General features: G+C 45.4%; 19 protein-coding genes. All 19 read right to left on the bottom strand.

What is annotated here, in order from left to right:
• Window positions 1-115: 115 nt before the first annotated feature.
• The 19 genes from AYR61_RS07460 to AYR61_RS07370 are packed head-to-tail and all read right to left on the bottom strand — an operon-like array spanning window position 116 to window position 14,570.
• Window positions 116-460, bottom strand: a complete 345-nt coding sequence (locus AYR61_RS07460; RefSeq protein ID WP_065902430.1) for a BMC domain-containing protein — start codon at window positions 458-460, stop codon at window positions 116-118.
• A 26-nt stretch (window positions 461-486) separates the two neighbouring features.
• A complete protein-coding gene (locus tag AYR61_RS07455; protein WP_065902428.1) occupies window positions 487-1,674 on the bottom strand; it encodes an acetate/propionate family kinase in 1,188 nt (395 codons plus the stop codon).
• A 21-nt stretch (window positions 1,675-1,695) separates the two neighbouring features.
• Window positions 1,696-2,817: a 1-propanol dehydrogenase PduQ gene (locus AYR61_RS07450; protein ID WP_056987731.1), complete on the bottom strand. Its 1,122-nt coding sequence runs from the start codon at window positions 2,815-2,817 to the stop codon at window positions 1,696-1,698.
• Window positions 2,818-2,820: 3 nt separating this feature from the next.
• Complete coding sequence (locus AYR61_RS07445; RefSeq protein WP_056987730.1) at window positions 2,821-4,266, bottom strand: aldehyde dehydrogenase family protein; 1,446 nt, start codon at window positions 4,264-4,266, stop codon at window positions 2,821-2,823.
• 2 nt (window positions 4,267-4,268) lie between these two features.
• Window positions 4,269-4,706, bottom strand: coding sequence for a GlcG/HbpS family heme-binding protein (locus AYR61_RS07440; RefSeq protein ID WP_054708011.1), 438 nt, complete (start codon window positions 4,704-4,706; stop codon window positions 4,269-4,271).
• Window positions 4,706-5,203, bottom strand: a complete 498-nt coding sequence (locus tag AYR61_RS07435; protein ID WP_065902426.1) for a GlcG/HbpS family heme-binding protein — start codon at window positions 5,201-5,203, stop codon at window positions 4,706-4,708. The genes AYR61_RS07440 and AYR61_RS07435 overlap by 1 nt, the downstream gene beginning before the upstream one ends.
• 2 nt (window positions 5,204-5,205) lie before the next feature.
• The gene (locus AYR61_RS07430) at window positions 5,206-5,784 is read right to left on the bottom strand and encodes a cob(I)yrinic acid a,c-diamide adenosyltransferase (protein WP_054708005.1); all 579 of its coding nucleotides are present in this window, start codon (window positions 5,782-5,784) and stop codon (window positions 5,206-5,208) included.
• A gap of 16 nt (window positions 5,785-5,800) precedes the next feature.
• Window positions 5,801-6,064, bottom strand: coding sequence for a EutN/CcmL family microcompartment protein (locus AYR61_RS07425; protein ID WP_191982228.1), 264 nt, complete (start codon window positions 6,062-6,064; stop codon window positions 5,801-5,803).
• On the bottom strand, window positions 6,052-6,555 hold the full coding sequence (pduM, locus tag AYR61_RS07420; protein ID WP_054707999.1) for a PduM family microcompartment protein: 504 nt from the start codon (window positions 6,553-6,555) through the stop codon (window positions 6,052-6,054). Before pduM ends, AYR61_RS07425 begins: the two co-directional genes overlap by 13 nt.
• 28 nt (window positions 6,556-6,583) lie before the next feature.
• Complete coding sequence (gene pduL, locus AYR61_RS07415; protein WP_056987729.1) at window positions 6,584-7,231, bottom strand: phosphate propanoyltransferase; 648 nt, start codon at window positions 7,229-7,231, stop codon at window positions 6,584-6,586.
• A gap of 32 nt (window positions 7,232-7,263) precedes the next feature.
• Window positions 7,264-7,545, bottom strand: coding sequence for a BMC domain-containing protein (locus tag AYR61_RS07410; RefSeq protein WP_275452939.1), 282 nt, complete (start codon window positions 7,543-7,545; stop codon window positions 7,264-7,266).
• Window positions 7,546-7,554: 9 nt separating this feature from the next.
• On the bottom strand, window positions 7,555-8,232 hold the full coding sequence (locus tag AYR61_RS15170; protein ID WP_056987728.1) for a BMC domain-containing protein: 678 nt from the start codon (window positions 8,230-8,232) through the stop codon (window positions 7,555-7,557).
• A 17-nt stretch (window positions 8,233-8,249) separates the two neighbouring features.
• Entirely contained in the window at window positions 8,250-8,600 is a 351-nt protein-coding gene (locus AYR61_RS07400) for a glycerol dehydratase reactivase beta/small subunit family protein (protein ID WP_054707990.1), read from the bottom strand.
• Between the two features lies 1 nt (window position 8,601).
• On the bottom strand, window positions 8,602-10,434 hold the full coding sequence (locus AYR61_RS07395) for a diol dehydratase reactivase subunit alpha (RefSeq protein WP_056987727.1): 1,833 nt from the start codon (window positions 10,432-10,434) through the stop codon (window positions 8,602-8,604).
• Window positions 10,435-10,449: 15 nt separating this feature from the next.
• Window positions 10,450-10,971: a diol dehydratase small subunit gene (locus tag AYR61_RS07390; protein ID WP_065902422.1), complete on the bottom strand. Its 522-nt coding sequence runs from the start codon at window positions 10,969-10,971 to the stop codon at window positions 10,450-10,452.
• Between the two features lie 19 nt (window positions 10,972-10,990).
• On the bottom strand, window positions 10,991-11,692 hold the full coding sequence (locus AYR61_RS07385) for a propanediol/glycerol family dehydratase medium subunit (protein WP_065902420.1): 702 nt from the start codon (window positions 11,690-11,692) through the stop codon (window positions 10,991-10,993).
• Between the two features lie 28 nt (window positions 11,693-11,720).
• Window positions 11,721-13,397, bottom strand: a complete 1,677-nt coding sequence (locus AYR61_RS07380; RefSeq protein ID WP_065902418.1) for a propanediol/glycerol family dehydratase large subunit — start codon at window positions 13,395-13,397, stop codon at window positions 11,721-11,723.
• Between the two features lie 21 nt (window positions 13,398-13,418).
• Window positions 13,419-14,243 carry a propanediol utilization microcompartment protein PduB gene (gene pduB / locus AYR61_RS07375; protein ID WP_082409141.1) on the bottom strand — a complete coding sequence of 275 codons (825 nt, stop codon included), beginning with the start codon at window positions 14,241-14,243 and terminating at the stop codon, window positions 13,419-13,421.
• 33 nt (window positions 14,244-14,276) lie between these two features.
• On the bottom strand, window positions 14,277-14,570 hold the full coding sequence (locus AYR61_RS07370) for a BMC domain-containing protein (protein ID WP_054707976.1): 294 nt from the start codon (window positions 14,568-14,570) through the stop codon (window positions 14,277-14,279).
• Window positions 14,571-14,817 lie beyond the last annotated feature (247 nt).

Raw genomic sequence — 14,817 nt, 5'->3', positions numbered from 1 at the left:
AATAATGACGATTGGAGTTCAAAGGTGCTAAAACAAGACGGTTACGAAGTGTGACACGCTTGTTAAGCTGATATGGACTGAATATTTGATCAATTTTCATCTAACCACTCCATATTTAAGTTCGAGTAATACTAGGAATATCGAAACCAAGTAATTCGTGTAATTTCTCAATCACTTGGGTCAACGCTGACTCAACCTCAGAAACTTCACCAACAATGACGACAGAACCACTGAACCGGTCAATAAATCCTAATTGAACGTTACTGGCCTTGATGGCAATATCACCAGCGATGATGGATGCTTCGCTAGGTGTGATCGTTAAAATTCCCAACGCATTCTTGTGGATTTGAATCCCAAGCTTTTCGTAAATGTCTTCGGTCGGATTTGCAACGATATGAGCCAGCGTAACCTGTTTACCTGGAACGTATTCTTGAATTGTCCGTTCAATATCCCTAGCCATGACTGAACCCCTCCGTTACGACTGTGTTAACCAACAATTTTTTGCGTGTCACGGGCAATGATCAGTTCCTCATCAGTTGGAATGACCATCACTTTAACACGTGAATCATCGGCTTGAATCTCAATTTCATTGGCTTGGTTCTTGGCGTCATCGATCTTCACGCCAAGGTACCCAAGTCGTTCACAGACCCGCTGTCTGATTGGTGCTGAATGTTCACCAACGCCAGCTGTAAAGACTAACGTTGTCAATCCTTCAAGATCGGTCGTGTAACTGCCGATATACTCTTGAATCTGGTGCACATAAACTTCAAGTGCCAATTTTGCGCGGTCGTTGCCCTGTGATTCAGCATCCAGGACATCTCGAACATCGTTTGAAACATCCGATAAGCCCTTTAAGCCTGAATCATGGTTCAACATACTGCGAACATCTTCAGAACTGAGATGGTGTTCTTCTTCCAAGAACGGTAAGATCTCTGGGTCAACATCACCGGACCGGGTCCCCATCACGAGACCAGCCAAGGGCGTAAAGCCCATGGAGGTGTTGACGGATTTACCATCCTTGATGGCACAGATACTAGCACCATTGCCCAAGTGACAAGAAATCAATTTACTTGTCGCCTGCTCACCAACTAAGCGGGTCGCCTCGCTATAGATGTACTGGTGAGATTGGCCGTGGAACCCATAACGCCGTACGCCATCTTCAGTGTAGTATTTGTAAGGAAGCGCGTACATAAATGCCTTACGCGGCATCGTGCTATGGAAGGAAGTATCAAAGACTGCAACCTCTTTAGCATCGGGCAATAATTTTTCAAATGCCTGAATCCCCAGGAGGTTAACAGGGTTGTGCAGTGGTGACAAGACGGACAATTCGTCGATCTTTTCGGCAACGTCATCGTTGATCTCAACGGATTGGGTGTAATAACGCCCACCATGAGAGACCCGGTGACCGACGCCAACGATTTCAGACTTGTCTTGGATGAGCCCACTTCCGAGAAGTGCGTCGATCACCAGTTGGACAGCTGCTGTGTGGTCTTTGACCGGTTGTGTCGTTTCATGTTTATCACTATGACCGCCAATTTTATAGGTAAAAATGGCATCCTCGTGACTGATCCGATCAACCAATCCGCTTACCAGGACGACTTCTTCGGGCATATCATAGAGCTTAAACTTCAAAGAAGAGCTCCCGGCATTGATGGCAAGGATTTTCTGTGACATAGATGAGCTTCCTCTCTAAACTTATTTAATGACTTGTTTGTACAATGCAGCCAGGTCTTCGTCTGAAGGCACAACTGGGTTGCCAGGGAAAGTCCCATCCTTCTTAGCGCCATCAACAACTGTATCGACCATCTTCAACGCTTCAGCTGGGTCAATGCCAAATGACTTAAGCGTTTGTGGACAATCCATTTCAACCATCATGTGTTGGATCTGAACAGCTAAACGCTTCACTGCGATCCGGTCACTCATGCTGTTTGAAACTAAACCAGACTTCTTGAAGGCTTCTGCGTACTTGTGTAAAGCAAAGTCAGATTTGCTTGCGTTGTACAACACAACGTGCGGCAGCATCATGGCACATGCTAACCCATGCGGTACATGGAAGTTTGCCCCTAATTGGTGCGCAATTGAGTGGGCAATTCCGAGGCCGGCATTGGCAAAGGCCATCCCGGCAGCACATGAGGCTTCATGAACCACTTTACGAGCGGCTTCGTTATCACCATGACGATAGCATTCAACCAAGTTATGCAGGATAACACTAGCTGCTTTTTCAGCTAAAGCGTCAGTAATGGTGTTTGAATCCTGGGCAACTAATGATTCTAGTGAGTGGGTCAAGACGTCAAGTCCTGAGAACGCACTGACACTCTTAGGTGCCGTCATCACCAGTTGTGGATCCAGCAGGGCAACATCAGGGATGATGCTGTCCTCCATAATTGGGGCCTTCTTATGGTGTTCCGTATCAGTCAACACACTGTGTTGGGTGACTTCAGAACCAGTCCCACTGGTCGTTGGTACAGCGACAAACAGATCAATGGTGTACTTGTTGAGCTTTTCACCAAAGAACCGAACAGCCTTCCCAGTATCGATGGCAGAACCGCCACCAATCCCGATAACAACGTTTGGTTGGACTTTGTTGAAGACTTCAACACCGGCCATGATGTTTTCCAAAGGTGGATCTGGCTTCACATCAGAGAAGATGGTCACTTCATTTTTACCTTCGACATTCTTCTTGATACGATCAAGAGTTGGTGTACCAGGCAAGAATGCATCGCAGACCATTAAAATCTTTTTGTTAGAAATGTTTTGCAGCCAAGTTAGACTGTCGTTACCAGAGAAGACCTTGGTTGGAATTTTAAACTCTTCCATAGATTAAACCTCCCAAGAACGCAATGAGAACCCTTGTGGACAGTTGAAACGACGACGACGGGTAAAGGTCTTAGTAGTGGTAGTACCTTCACCAGTTGGGGTAGCAATTGTCAGCGCAGCGGCACCACTGTAGTAGCCGTTATCACCAACACCAGTTGCAGCAAATGTTGGGCCATTGGCAACGAAGATCGAGGTGTTCATCCGGTGAGCAGCCTTGTTGATGTGTTGAATGTTGTTTGAGTGAATTGAAGCAGTATGGTGATTGCCACCTTCAACTTCAATGGCTGTGGCTAAGACGGCGTCAAAGTCTGGGCAGCCCACGATTGGTAAGATTGGCATTAACATTTCAGTCTTAACCAATGGGTTATCCTTATCAACATCCATCATGATCAACTTAGGATCGCCGGTGTATGAAATACCCGCAGCATCAAGAATGACGGTGGCATCTTTTCCAACATACTTACGGTCAGGCGCACCATTAGCTGAAATGGTCATGTCAGCGAGATGTTGAATATCCTTAGGGTCAGTGACAAGGGCAGCACCCTTAGCAACGATCTTTTGAAGGAGTTCATCCTTGATTGAGTTTTCAGCAATGATTTCCTTTTCTGAGGTACATAGGATTTCGTTGTCAAACTTAGCTGATGTAAAGAGGTTGTGCGCTGCTAGATCAATATCAGCGGTGGCATCAACCATTGCAGGTGGGTTACCAGCACCGGCACCGACAGCCTTCTTACCGCTCGTTAATGCTTGGTGCACAACTGCGGGGCCACCAGTAACAGCTAACATGGCAACGTCTGGGTGTTGCATCATTTCTTGAACGGATTCAATCGATGGTGTGTCCAGAGAAACTAACAGGTTCTTTAAGCCAGTTGCCTTGCAGACAAATTCGTTCAACTTTTCAATTGTCCAACGGGTAATGTTCTTAGCACCAGGATGGGCACCGAAGAACACAGCGTTACCAGCTGAGATCATCATGATAGAGTTGTTCAAAACAGTTTCACAAGGGTTGGTACTTGGGCCAACGGCACCGATAACACCGAATGGGGTGTATTCATACATCACCATTCCACCGTCACCAGTCTCAACTTCTGGGTCCAGTAATTCAACGCCTGGTGTGTTGTAGAGGGCGTTCTTTAACTTAGCAACCTTAGCTTCAACAGTCCCCATGCCAGTTTCTTCACGGGTCTGCTTGGCCATATATTCAATATATGGGCCAAAGCCGTCTTTGATTGCTTGCACGATCTTTTTACGGAAGGCAAGTGGCTTATCTTGTAAGATTTCCTGAGCTTGCTTAGCAGCAGCAATGGCATCATTGACGTTAGTGAAGATCCCGTTGCCTAACCCATCAGGCTGACTGGTAGTTGCACCAGCAGCACTAGATGAAGCGTTGCCGCTTAATTCTTCTTGTAAAATTCGTCTGATTTCTGCTTCAATATTTTGATCTGCCATACTCAGTTACTCTCCTTTAGAAATTCGCTTACGACGGCTTCACAAATGGCTTGATCTTCTTCGATCAACCCACCGCTAACGCCAACGGCGCCGATGATCTCGCCGTTTATAGTCAATGGAATTCCGCCTGGGAATGACACCAATTTGCCATCCAGCATGGTTTCCATTTGGTATAAAGGACCACCTGGTTGGATATCTTTGCTGATATCCTTAGTTGGTTCCTTCATTGCAATAGCGGACCAAGCTTTTTTAGGGGCTAAAAATGTCCCGACCAAGTTACCGTTTGGCAGATGATATGACATCTGAACAACTTGATTGCAATCCATAATTGCAAAGGTCACGCCAACTTTAAGTTCATTGGCTTTTGCGACACCAGCATCGATTGCGCGTTCCATCTTATGCTTGTCAAATAATTTTGCTTGTTCTGCTTCAGTTGTCATTATTTAGTCGTCTCCTTAAGAAACTCATTTACTGTGGCTTCACAGATTGCTTGGTCTTCTTCGATCAGGCCACCGCTAACACCAACAGCTCCGAAAATTTCACCATCACAAGTTAACGGGATTCCACCTGGGAATGACACAAGTTTGCCATCCAGCATGGTCTCCATTTGATAAAGGGGTCCACCTGGTTGAATATCTTTACTGATATCCTTCGTTGGTTCCTTCATTGCAATTGCTGACCAAGCCTTTTTTGGTGCCAAGAATGTCCCCACCAAATTACCGTTTGGCATGTGGTAAGACATTTGAACGACCTGTTTGCAATCCATGATGGCAAAGGTCACACCAACTTTAAGTTCATTTGCTTTTGCAATACCGGCATCAATAGCACGTTCCATCTTATGCTTATCGAAAACGTTTGCTTGAGCAGCAGAACCAGCTTGAACGCCGTTTTCTGCCAGAACTTCACTGATAATTTTACTAATTTGATCTTTATCCATTGTTAGGATTCCTCCGTTGCCTTTTTATACCGTTCAACAACCATGTCAAGGATCTTCTGATTCTCTGCAACGTGGTCTTCAGAACGCGCCATGATGTAGAAGAAATCAGAAAGACGGTTTACATAGCGTTCCAACTCTGGTCGAACGTCATTTTCGGCCATAAAGGAAACAAATTGTCGTTCGGCGCGACGGCAGACGGTCCGACAAACATGCAATTGCGCACCTGCACAGCTTGAACCGGGTAAAATAAACGTCGTTACCTTAGGGAGTTCGGCTGTGTATTTGTCGATAATTGATTCCAAGTAATGCACGTCCTCGTCAGTGATGATGGTACTTTGTTGCCGAAATTTTTCTGGTTCTTCGGTGGCAATCTCACCTTGAAGGAAAAACATGCGATATTCAATTCGTTGTAAGATCTTACGGTTTTCCGGATCAAGGCAAAATTTATCAGCTAAGCTGACATTTGCATTCAGTTCATCAAAGGTACCATAAGTTTCAACCCGCAAGGAATTCTTGGGGACCCGTTTACCGTCGAATAAACTTGTGTTGCCTTTATCGCCACCCTTAGTATAAATGGCCATAGTTACCCCTTCTTTATCACTTATCAAATCGGTCTATGATGCCGACAATCGAACAATCATTGACATCCTTAGATATATCCTCTGAGTTTGTGCGTCGTGCCCCGGCGCCTCTGACGAGTAACACATACTCGCCAACCCCGGCACCGACGCTATCAGCAGCCACTTCTTCGTGGCGAACTTCTTCTCCATTAGAATTGACTGGTTGCACGATCATCAACTTTCTACCGACAAGTGAACGATCTTTTTGCGTTGAAACAACGCTTCCAACTACTTTTGCCATATACAATCTTCATCAGTCCTAATCTGTATAGTAATCTGCTTCAACCGGCTAACTTCCGTGGCTTCGGTTGTTAAATGCTGAGCAGTAGTGACAACGAGTACCGCTTTATCAGGTAAGGCAGCAACGTCTGATCTGCTAACTGTTTTGCGATTGAACGTCACCACAGGACGTCCCTTATCAACAACAAATTTCACCGGCCAATTTAACAGCATCTTTTTAGGAATAAAGTTGACCATGTATTGACTAATATTAAACGTGAAGTTTACTTGAAAGCTAATCCCTTGCAAGAGCCAGTGAACCCAGTCATTTGCCGTGTCCACTCGGTACAGATCAATTAACAAATTAATGGTGACATTGTTAATTGAGACGTTTGCAAAGTCGGTAAAAACCTGGTCATCAGGTGGTAAGGTCTTATCAAGATAATCAACTTCGAATGATTGGTGTTCGCGTTGTCTGATTTTCGTCAGTACTTGCTCAATAAGATGATCCATGTTGGCCACCAACCTTTAACTATTCAAGTTATTTCTTATCCGGAACGATGATCCGGCCATATGTTGTGCTCCCCATACCAACGTTAGCCGCATTGGCCTCGTCAGTATCGATGTGCATTTCAAGAACAAAGTCCTTACGAGGACGGGCAATAACGTCGTTAAACGTTGTCCGACGATTGTTTGACATGATCTCAACACAGACCGTATCGCCAAGCTTAACGCCAAGGCGCTTGGCATCGTCATCACTCATGTGAATGTGACGCTTTGCAACAATGACCCCTTGAACGTCAACTTGTCCATCCGGCGTCACAAGCTTAACGGATGGCGTACCATCCAAGTGCCCAGAAAGCCGAATTGGGGCATCGACCCCAATTGCAATGGCTTCTGAACGGGCAATTTCAACTTGTGAGTGGGACCGGCATGGGCCAAGGACCCGCACGTGTTCGATCTTGCCAGCAGGGCCGACGATCGTTGCCACGTTTGCAGTTGCGTATTCGCCAGGTTGTTTCAAAGGCTTAAACGCTTCCATCTTGCCGTTAGGAAATAACGTTTTAAAATCTGCTTCAGTCAAGTGAATATGGTGGTTTGAAACGCTAACCTGAACACGGTTAGGGTCGCATTCCTCCGCAATCACTTGTTTGATAACTTGTCTGAGTTTCTCTTCAGTTAATTCCATAAATTAACAGCCACCCTTTGTTCGATTATTGATTATTTTGCAGGTTGAGGTAAGATGTTTTCTACTTCAGCGTGTGGACGAGGGATAACGAATGACGTTAAGACTTCGCCAATGTTTTCAGCAGCTTGAACGCCGGCATCAACAGAAGCTTTAACGGCACCAACATCACCACGAACCATAACAGTAACTAACCCGCTACCGATCTTTTCTTGGCCAACCATAACGACGTTAGCTGCTTTAACCATAGCATCGGCTGCTTCGATAGATGCGACAAGACCCTTTGTTTCAATCATTCCTAATGCGTTGTTCATAATCAATTCCTCCTATTTTTTGGTGCCTTTTAATTCAGCGTAGTGAATGCACTTCTTATGTGGTTCCCCCATCTTGCGTGGGCAGGCAGGATCACCACAAAGGTTACATGTGGCTTCTTTTGTATCATTTTTGTCGGCTGTCTTTGCAGTTGCTGACTTATCCGACACTGGTGCTTCCTTTTGCTTAGCATCTGGTGTATTCCCTTTTGAAATAGCTAAAGGAGCAGCATTTGCTCCTCCAGCTTGATCGATTGTATTAGTCGATTCTTCCACCGGTGATGCTGCCAATGAATCGTCCTTTGGCTTAGGGGTATCCTTTGGTGCTGGTCCATCATTTGGCCCCTTCGGATCATCTGGTCCCTTTGGATCACTAGGTCCTTGAGGATCATCTGGCCCTTGGTCGTCTAAATGATTGCCTTTGATCGCATCATTTTTCCCTAAGGTCTCAATACCAGGCGCTGGGTTGGCAATCACGTCTGAGCAGTAAACTTGATCGCCAAGTTCACCGATACCAGCATCGATTGCGGCTTGAACGGCTGCAACATCACCAGTGACAGAGACGGTGATCCAACCGCCACCCTTAGTATTTTCAACGTATTTCAGACTCACATCGGCTGTTTTAAGCATTCGATCTGCCGCAACGATTGCGCCAGGAAGCCCTTCTACTTCAAGGTATCCAATTGATTGCATAAAACGTTCACCTGTCTTTACTTCTTGAATGGAACTCCTTTTACCAGTCGAGCAGCGTTTGCCCCAACTTTACGAACGGTGACCGGATCAGTGATCTGGACATCAAACAGTGGTTTATCAGGTGCCAAGTTTTTGTAATGCACAATGATCTGTGTATCATCAAAGGCGACCCCCACTGACAATCGTGAAGCAACGGAAGCGTTGTAAGCTCGTTCAACGGCTGAACTGCCTTCCATATCGAGAATTTGAAACGGAATTTGTTCCTCTTCCATGCCATTTAGCATTGGATCAAGAACTGCAGGAAGCTGGCCATTAGAACCCGTTGGTGTCGCCAATATAATTGACGGCCGTTCAGAATCAAATGCCATACTATCCCCTCTTCTCACTCGCGTATGAAAGAATCAAACCAGTCGCCACGGCGTTTCTTGGACCTTCAATTCCCCGAATATTACCACGACCTGCAACTAAGTTATAATGTGATAATTCATCGGTTACCAGTTGTGGAATTTCAAAGTCGAGGGCGGACCCACCGACAATGACCACGAACGGAATATCTCGGATATTACCTGTTGGACTAACGTGGTGTAAGGCACGAATAGCATTTGTAACGAAGACCCGTTTCTTGGCTGTTTGACGCACGATTTTAACTTTTTCAATGCTCAAATTACCTGGAAGCGGTTCGTATCCATCTGGTTTAACGGCCACAACTCTGGCGAATAAATCAGCAGGTAATGGATCTTCGAAGAATTGAACGGCACCATCTTCATGCCGTAACTGGAATAAATTATCAACCTTTGCAAGTGGATACTTCTTAATATCCTCTGCCAAGTATGGGTCTTCCAACCCAAGTTCAGAATTGATGATCATGGTGACCATATCACCGGCACCAGCCAAGTGAATCGCAACCTTTTCATCTTTCTGGTTGATAATTGAAGCATCGGTTGAACCGGCACCCAAGTCAAGAATGGCAATCGGCTTCGTTGTCCCAGGCGTTGTTAACGCACCCAGAATTGCTGATTCAGCTTCAGCACCACCAATTTCAACTTGGACGTGGAACTCGTCTTTCATGAGATCCGCAATCGCTTGCATTTGTAAGTGATCCGATTTAACCATGGCGGCGATCCCAACAGCTTGTTCCATCGAGAATTCACCAGCCAGACCACCCCGAACCGTTACAGGAACGGAGGTGTTGACAGCCAGCACATCTTGAATCGCAATGTCACTGTTTTGTTTGTCAGTTAACTGCGCCATCGTTTGACGCACCTTTTCCAACATTCCGCCGACGTTAGTGCCCGATTCACCGGTAATGTCATCGACACTATCGAACTCGTTCACCTTTTTCATGATGGCATCCGCACCAGCTGCAACGTTAACCTCGCCATGACCGTTTGGTTGGCCATTGATCAAGATCTTACCAGCTGGAATCACACGCGCTTTAACGTCACCAGCTGGCGTCTTAATGACAACAGCTGAACGGTTTCCAATTAAAGCCCGGGCAACGGGCACAATGTTTTTAGTTTCTTCAGAAGAAAGTTCGAACAGTGTGGCGATACCATATGGGTTTGACAATTGAGCAATGACCTTGCCAGGTGGTGCAACTTCAACCGCGGCAAGCATGTTCAACGGTACCTTGTCGATCTGTGACACTTCATCCACAATTGGAATCTTTTTTGTTAACCGGTTATTGATCAGGACACCATCATCACTTTGGAGGATGGCAGCTGTGATCTGATAGCCTGATGCAACGTAAGCGTTAATCAGCTTTGCCGCATCCGCAAAATCAATTTCTTTGGAGATGATCACGATGTAAGGCTTGTCCTTATCACCCTGACTCAACAGATCCAGCAAATTTACCGTGTAGCCAGAACCTGTTCCGACACCCCCAGGCGTACCTGGGTTATGCCCGATCATCGTTGATTCAGTAATGACCGTTTCAGTAATGGTTTCCATCGCAACATCACCAATAACGGGCGTTGCTTCGTTGATCCGAATCAGATCAACATCGGAAATTTGCATGTTTGATTTTTGCAAAACGATTTGAATCGATTTACGAACCCCGATCAAGTTTTGCTTGGTACCTTTAATGCCAGTTGTTTCGGAAATTCCAGAATTAATGAAATTTACTTCACCACTGTCAGACACATCCGCAAGGGCAACTTCAGTAGAGGAATTTCCGATATCAACACCAATTACACGTGTCATACTAAAACCCCCTAACTATTTATCGCCCTTCAACTTCTTGTTGACTTCGTAGTTTGTAGCAGCCTCTTCGAACCATGCGGCACAAATCGGTGCGTGGTACTTGTCACGAAGATCTTTGGCGGTATCCAATAATTCTTGTTTTGTTGAACGGAATGGCCGTAATGAGTTGTAAAGGTTCAAAACAACATCATCAGGAACAGAAGTTAATTCTGAAGCCCGTTGCATGTTCCGTTGAATGGCAGGACGGCCAGCGTTGGCAGCAATTTCACCTTGTAACTTCAACGTTGCTGGGGTGATCCGCATATCCTTGGCAGTAACCTTACCGTTAACGACGTTTTCCAACGTAATTTCGTTAACGCTTTGTCCTGTTGGTGTTTTGATTAAATCTGAATGCTTTTCAAATAGTGGGTAGTCAGCAGCCCCTAATTCTTTTTCAGAACTAGTAGCGGTGCTAGCACTAGTTGATGCACTAGAAGCGTTGCCGCCCTGTTGTAACTGAGCAGCAATTCTAGCGACTAAGTCATCTACTTCGCTCATAGTATTAAATCCTCCTCAATTAAAGGGTAACCTTAATTTCTTCGGCAGCCTTACCAACGACAACCTGCTTCGTTTCCTTAATGTGCATCAAGGCTGAAAGAGCTTGATATTGGACACGAGCCATTTGATCGTTAACGGTTGGCACTGGGTTTGGTGACATTCCCTTGGCATATTGGGCAGCGTTCTTACCAATTGCCCGGTAGGCATCAAGTGTTAACACTGGTGCTTGAGGGAATAATTCAAGGTTAGATAATGGTGCTTGATCCTTTTGGTGAATGATCGTTGTACCCTTTGATTGAATAGCAACTGAAATGCCAGAACCAGATAACTGGTCAACATCAGCGGAAACAAAGGAAACATCTGAAGTCCGGTATACCTTAACGACCCGAGCCTTCAAGCCTTCTTCTTCGATCCCGGCAATGACTTGACGTAGGATATCCTTGTGAGGAATCTTGGTCATGGTCTTAGTCAAAACTTCAGCAAATGCTGGGGCAACCCCGATCACAACTTCGTCCTTTGACAGACCTGGCTTGGCGACACCAACGTGTTCAAACCAATCTAACTTCTTCTCTGGTACGGCACCTTCCTTGGCACCAGCAACTGGGGCTGATGCTGCAGATTGGTCACCATCAAAGGAAATTGGCGTATCAGTGTTTTGAACTTCACTTAAAACGCCTTTGATAATATTTCTAAGCAATGTTTCATCAATTTCTGAACTCACTGTGCTTACCTCCCTTCGACCTGTCTGGTTAGAATTCCAACTTCTGAGGATCCAAAGCCCACGGAACGTTTTCTAGACGGTTCCACTTGTCTTTGTCTTCCCATAGACGGTAACCAGTACCTGGGCCTTTGTAATCGTTAGCATCGTTAATAGCTGAAGTACACTTCCAACCATCCAAGAAGACAGCGGATGTTTGCAGGTAGTCACCACAAACTTTTTGTTGAGCTAACTTAAGCACAGCTTCAGCGACGTCTTTGATATCGTGGTCGTATAAGGCCTTGATAACATCAATGACCGTAATACCACGAGTCATTAAGTCTTGAGCAGCCTTCATATCTTGCACCATGTCACGTTTTGGCATGTCGTTTGAATTGCTGCCGTAAGTTGCGGCTTCAACTTCTTCATCAGTGATTGGTGGTAAGCCTAACCCATCAAAGACAGCTTGGAGAGCAACACCGGCCTTGTGACGAATCTTGATTGATTCTTCTTCAGTGATAGGCATGATCCCACCATTGATGGCCAAGTCACGTTCCAAAGTAATGTAATCATCGAAGTCTAAGGCATCCATGTTTGACCCAGCAAAGGTGTTATCAGTGTTTTCTTCGGCGGCATACCCTGATGAAATGTAATCAGTACCGGCGATGAATTGACCGATCATCCGGCCAGTCCGACGAATGTCAGAGTGAGAGAAGGCTTGGTCGTTACCAGAAGCACATTCAAGGTCAAGTGACATACATAGTAAGTTTTCACCGAGAACTTCACGGATCCCGCCTACGACGGCACCTGGCATTCCGATACAACTAACACCACCGTTTTGCAGGCCTTGAACACCTGATGCTTTGGTAATGTAGATACAACGTGCTTCAAGGTAAAGCATTGACTTACCTTCAGTGTAGCCCATCATAACCTCTGAACCGGCACCTGAAGTAAACCGCATCTTCAACCCACGTGAAGCGTAGCAAGAAGCTAAGAAGCCCTTTGACCAAGGGGTATCATCACCATCAGTGAAGACCCGGTCAGTCCCATAAACGGAAATCGTTTCGGCATAGGCGGTAAACCCACGCATCCCTAAACTCAATTCGTCAGCTTCTTCAACTGAACATTGGGTGATAACACCAGGACGGCCACTTTGAGCACCGACCATGATTGAAATGGCGTTCATTGGCGCATACCGAGCAACGGCAGTCGTGGTTTCTTCTTCAGGAACCCCACGTAAAGCGGCTTCGGCAGCATCAGCAGCAATTTCAACTGGGTTATCCAACGTGTTGGTGGCGTGGACTTGTGTCATAGGTGTCCGACGTGGCCGCATCTTTTGAGTTGCCATGATCATTTCAGCAAAGTTCAACTGGCTGATAACTTCAGCAGCCTTTGCAGGAGTCATAGCTGTTGTGTATTCAATAATTTCAGCACGGGAGACGTTAGGATCACACATCATGTTGGCGATCTTAACTGAATCGGTCTTTAAAGTCTTTTCAGCGTTGTCCAAGTTGATCCCGTATTCGGCGATGTACTTGTCGATAAGGTCGAAGTCTGCCTTCTTCTTACCATCCATTTCAGTAACAACACCGTTTTCGATCGTAATACTTGGTGTTGGATCATTCTTACCGTTAAGGGCAACTAATCCTTCATCATCCCAGTTCTTAACGAACCCATCTAAATGAACTGGACGTTTCTCTAATTTTTCAAATCTTTTTTGACGTTCCAATATTGTTCCTCCTCTCTGCTACTACTTAATGTATGATGGAAAATCATTTACTGGAGTTTCGCCAAGTTGTGCCAAAAGCTTAAGGCCAACTTCACGGCCGGCAATAACGGCCTGGCGAACGGCACCTGAATCACCGCTAATGTGAACCATCCCTTCGTTTGAGAAGCTGGTCCCATGACTAGGAGAAGCAAAGGAAAGAACGTTAACCCCGGCAGTTTTAATTGCAGTATCGGCCATAACAACACCGATCCCAGAAGGGGCGCCACAAATCAAACCGTATGCTTTGCCTTCAGGAGCGCCGAATGCCATGTGGCAGGCGCCTGAAGCACGGGCAGTAAATTGTAATTCCAAGTGACCAGCAGCAGAGTTATAAACGTCTCCAAAAGTCCGGCTCAGGTTATCCAAAGCTACATTAATAGCTGAACGAACGTCTGAAGGATCATACCCACCAACAAGAATCAAAGAACCGTGACCAGCGCCACCCTTTGTATCACGTGGAAGTTCGATATCGACAACTTCTGTGTTGGTTGCCTTAACAGCTTCGTCCATGGCCATAATTTGTGGGCCAGCACCTGAACGAGCACTAAGAATACCAAGTACAGAGTATTTCTTTGTAATGTGCAGTTGATCTAACAAAGTTGGGTCAACACTGGGAATACACATACCAATGGTGTCACCGATTTCTCGAGTTCCAACAAACTCAGGGACAACACTAGTAGAGTTTAAAAAATCATTCATTTCGAATCCTCCCGATGCATTTGACTGATTTTTATCATCAAGCGAGATTCCTTTTTTGAGGAGCTCACTCATTACTTGCTCAACTAACGCGTCTTTATTCACACTCATACCCTAATCTCCTTTAATAATCAGGCTAACTGACTATTCTGCAGAGAGTTTCTTAGGATCTGGGAGAATCTTTTCAACATCGCTATGTGGACGTGGAATGACGTAGTTAGATAAGACTTCACCGATATTTTCAGCTGCTTGAACACCAGCATCAACAGCGGCTTTTACGGCACCAACGTCACCGCGAACCATAACTGTGACTAACCCATGACCAATCTTTTCTTGGCCCACCAAATCAACATTTGCGGCCTTGACCATTGCGTCGGCTGCTTCGATTGAGGCAACCAGACCTTTCGTTTCGATTAATCCTAAAGCTTCTTGGTTCATTAGAGCTTCCTCCTAAATTTTGGAAGTGCAGTGACGTTAGACAGTAAACGTTTGAGAAGTTGTTATTATCTAATTTCCGCGCATTTCCAATTAGTTTCGAAAACACTTACATTATAGGTGATTCTATTTGTGATATTTTAATCAAGTGTATTTCACGATGTCAAAAAAGGTAAACGTTTTCAAAAGAATATGGCATTAGTGCAAAATAATACAAATTAATTTAAAAATTATGTTGAACTACCGTTGC

It is taken from the genome of Secundilactobacillus paracollinoides (assembly GCF_001702155.1).
In the GTDB taxonomy this organism is placed as follows: Bacteria; Bacillota; Bacilli; order Lactobacillales; family Lactobacillaceae; genus Secundilactobacillus; species Secundilactobacillus paracollinoides.
This window is presented reverse-complemented; position numbering and strand designations above follow the sequence as displayed.

Bases quoted from the DNA above. Each gene is read 5' to 3' on its own strand.
- AYR61_RS07460 (WP_065902430.1), bottom strand. From the start codon at position 460: ATGGCTAGGGATATTGAACGGACAATTCAAGAATACGTTCCAGGTAAA.
- AYR61_RS07455 (WP_065902428.1), bottom strand. From the start codon at position 1,674: ATGTCACAGAAAATCCTTGCCATCAATGCCGGGAGCTCTTCTTTGAAG.
- AYR61_RS07450 (WP_056987731.1), bottom strand. From the start codon at position 2,817: ATGGAAGAGTTTAAAATTCCAACCAAGGTCTTCTCTGGTAACGACAGT.
- AYR61_RS07445 (WP_056987730.1), bottom strand. From the start codon at position 4,266: ATGGCAGATCAAAATATTGAAGCAGAAATCAGACGAATTTTACAAGAA.
- AYR61_RS07440 (WP_054708011.1), bottom strand. From the start codon at position 4,706: ATGACAACTGAAGCAGAACAAGCAAAATTATTTGACAAGCATAAGATG.
- AYR61_RS07435 (WP_065902426.1), bottom strand. From the start codon at position 5,203: ATGGATAAAGATCAAATTAGTAAAATTATCAGTGAAGTTCTGGCAGAA.
- AYR61_RS07430 (WP_054708005.1), bottom strand. From the start codon at position 5,784: ATGGCCATTTATACTAAGGGTGGCGATAAAGGCAACACAAGTTTATTC.
- AYR61_RS07425 (WP_191982228.1), bottom strand. From the start codon at position 6,064: ATGGCAAAAGTAGTTGGAAGCGTTGTTTCAACGCAAAAAGATCGTTCA.
- pduM (WP_054707999.1), bottom strand. From the start codon at position 6,555: ATGGATCATCTTATTGAGCAAGTACTGACGAAAATCAGACAACGCGAA.
- pduL (WP_056987729.1), bottom strand. From the start codon at position 7,231: ATGGAATTAACTGAAGAGAAACTCAGACAAGTTATCAAACAAGTGATT.
- AYR61_RS15170 (WP_056987728.1), bottom strand. From the start codon at position 8,232: ATGCAATCAATTGGATACCTTGAAGTAGAAGGGCTTCCTGGCGCAATC.
- AYR61_RS07400 (WP_054707990.1), bottom strand. From the start codon at position 8,600: ATGGCATTTGATTCTGAACGGCCGTCAATTATATTGGCGACACCAACG.
- AYR61_RS07395 (WP_056987727.1), bottom strand. From the start codon at position 10,434: ATGACACGTGTAATTGGTGTTGATATCGGAAATTCCTCTACTGAAGTT.
- AYR61_RS07390 (WP_065902422.1), bottom strand. From the start codon at position 10,971: ATGAGCGAAGTAGATGACTTAGTCGCTAGAATTGCTGCTCAGTTACAA.
- pduB (WP_082409141.1), bottom strand. From the start codon at position 14,243: ATGAGTGTGAATAAAGACGCGTTAGTTGAGCAAGTAATGAGTGAGCTC.
- AYR61_RS07370 (WP_054707976.1), bottom strand. From the start codon at position 14,570: ATGAACCAAGAAGCTTTAGGATTAATCGAAACGAAAGGTCTGGTTGCC.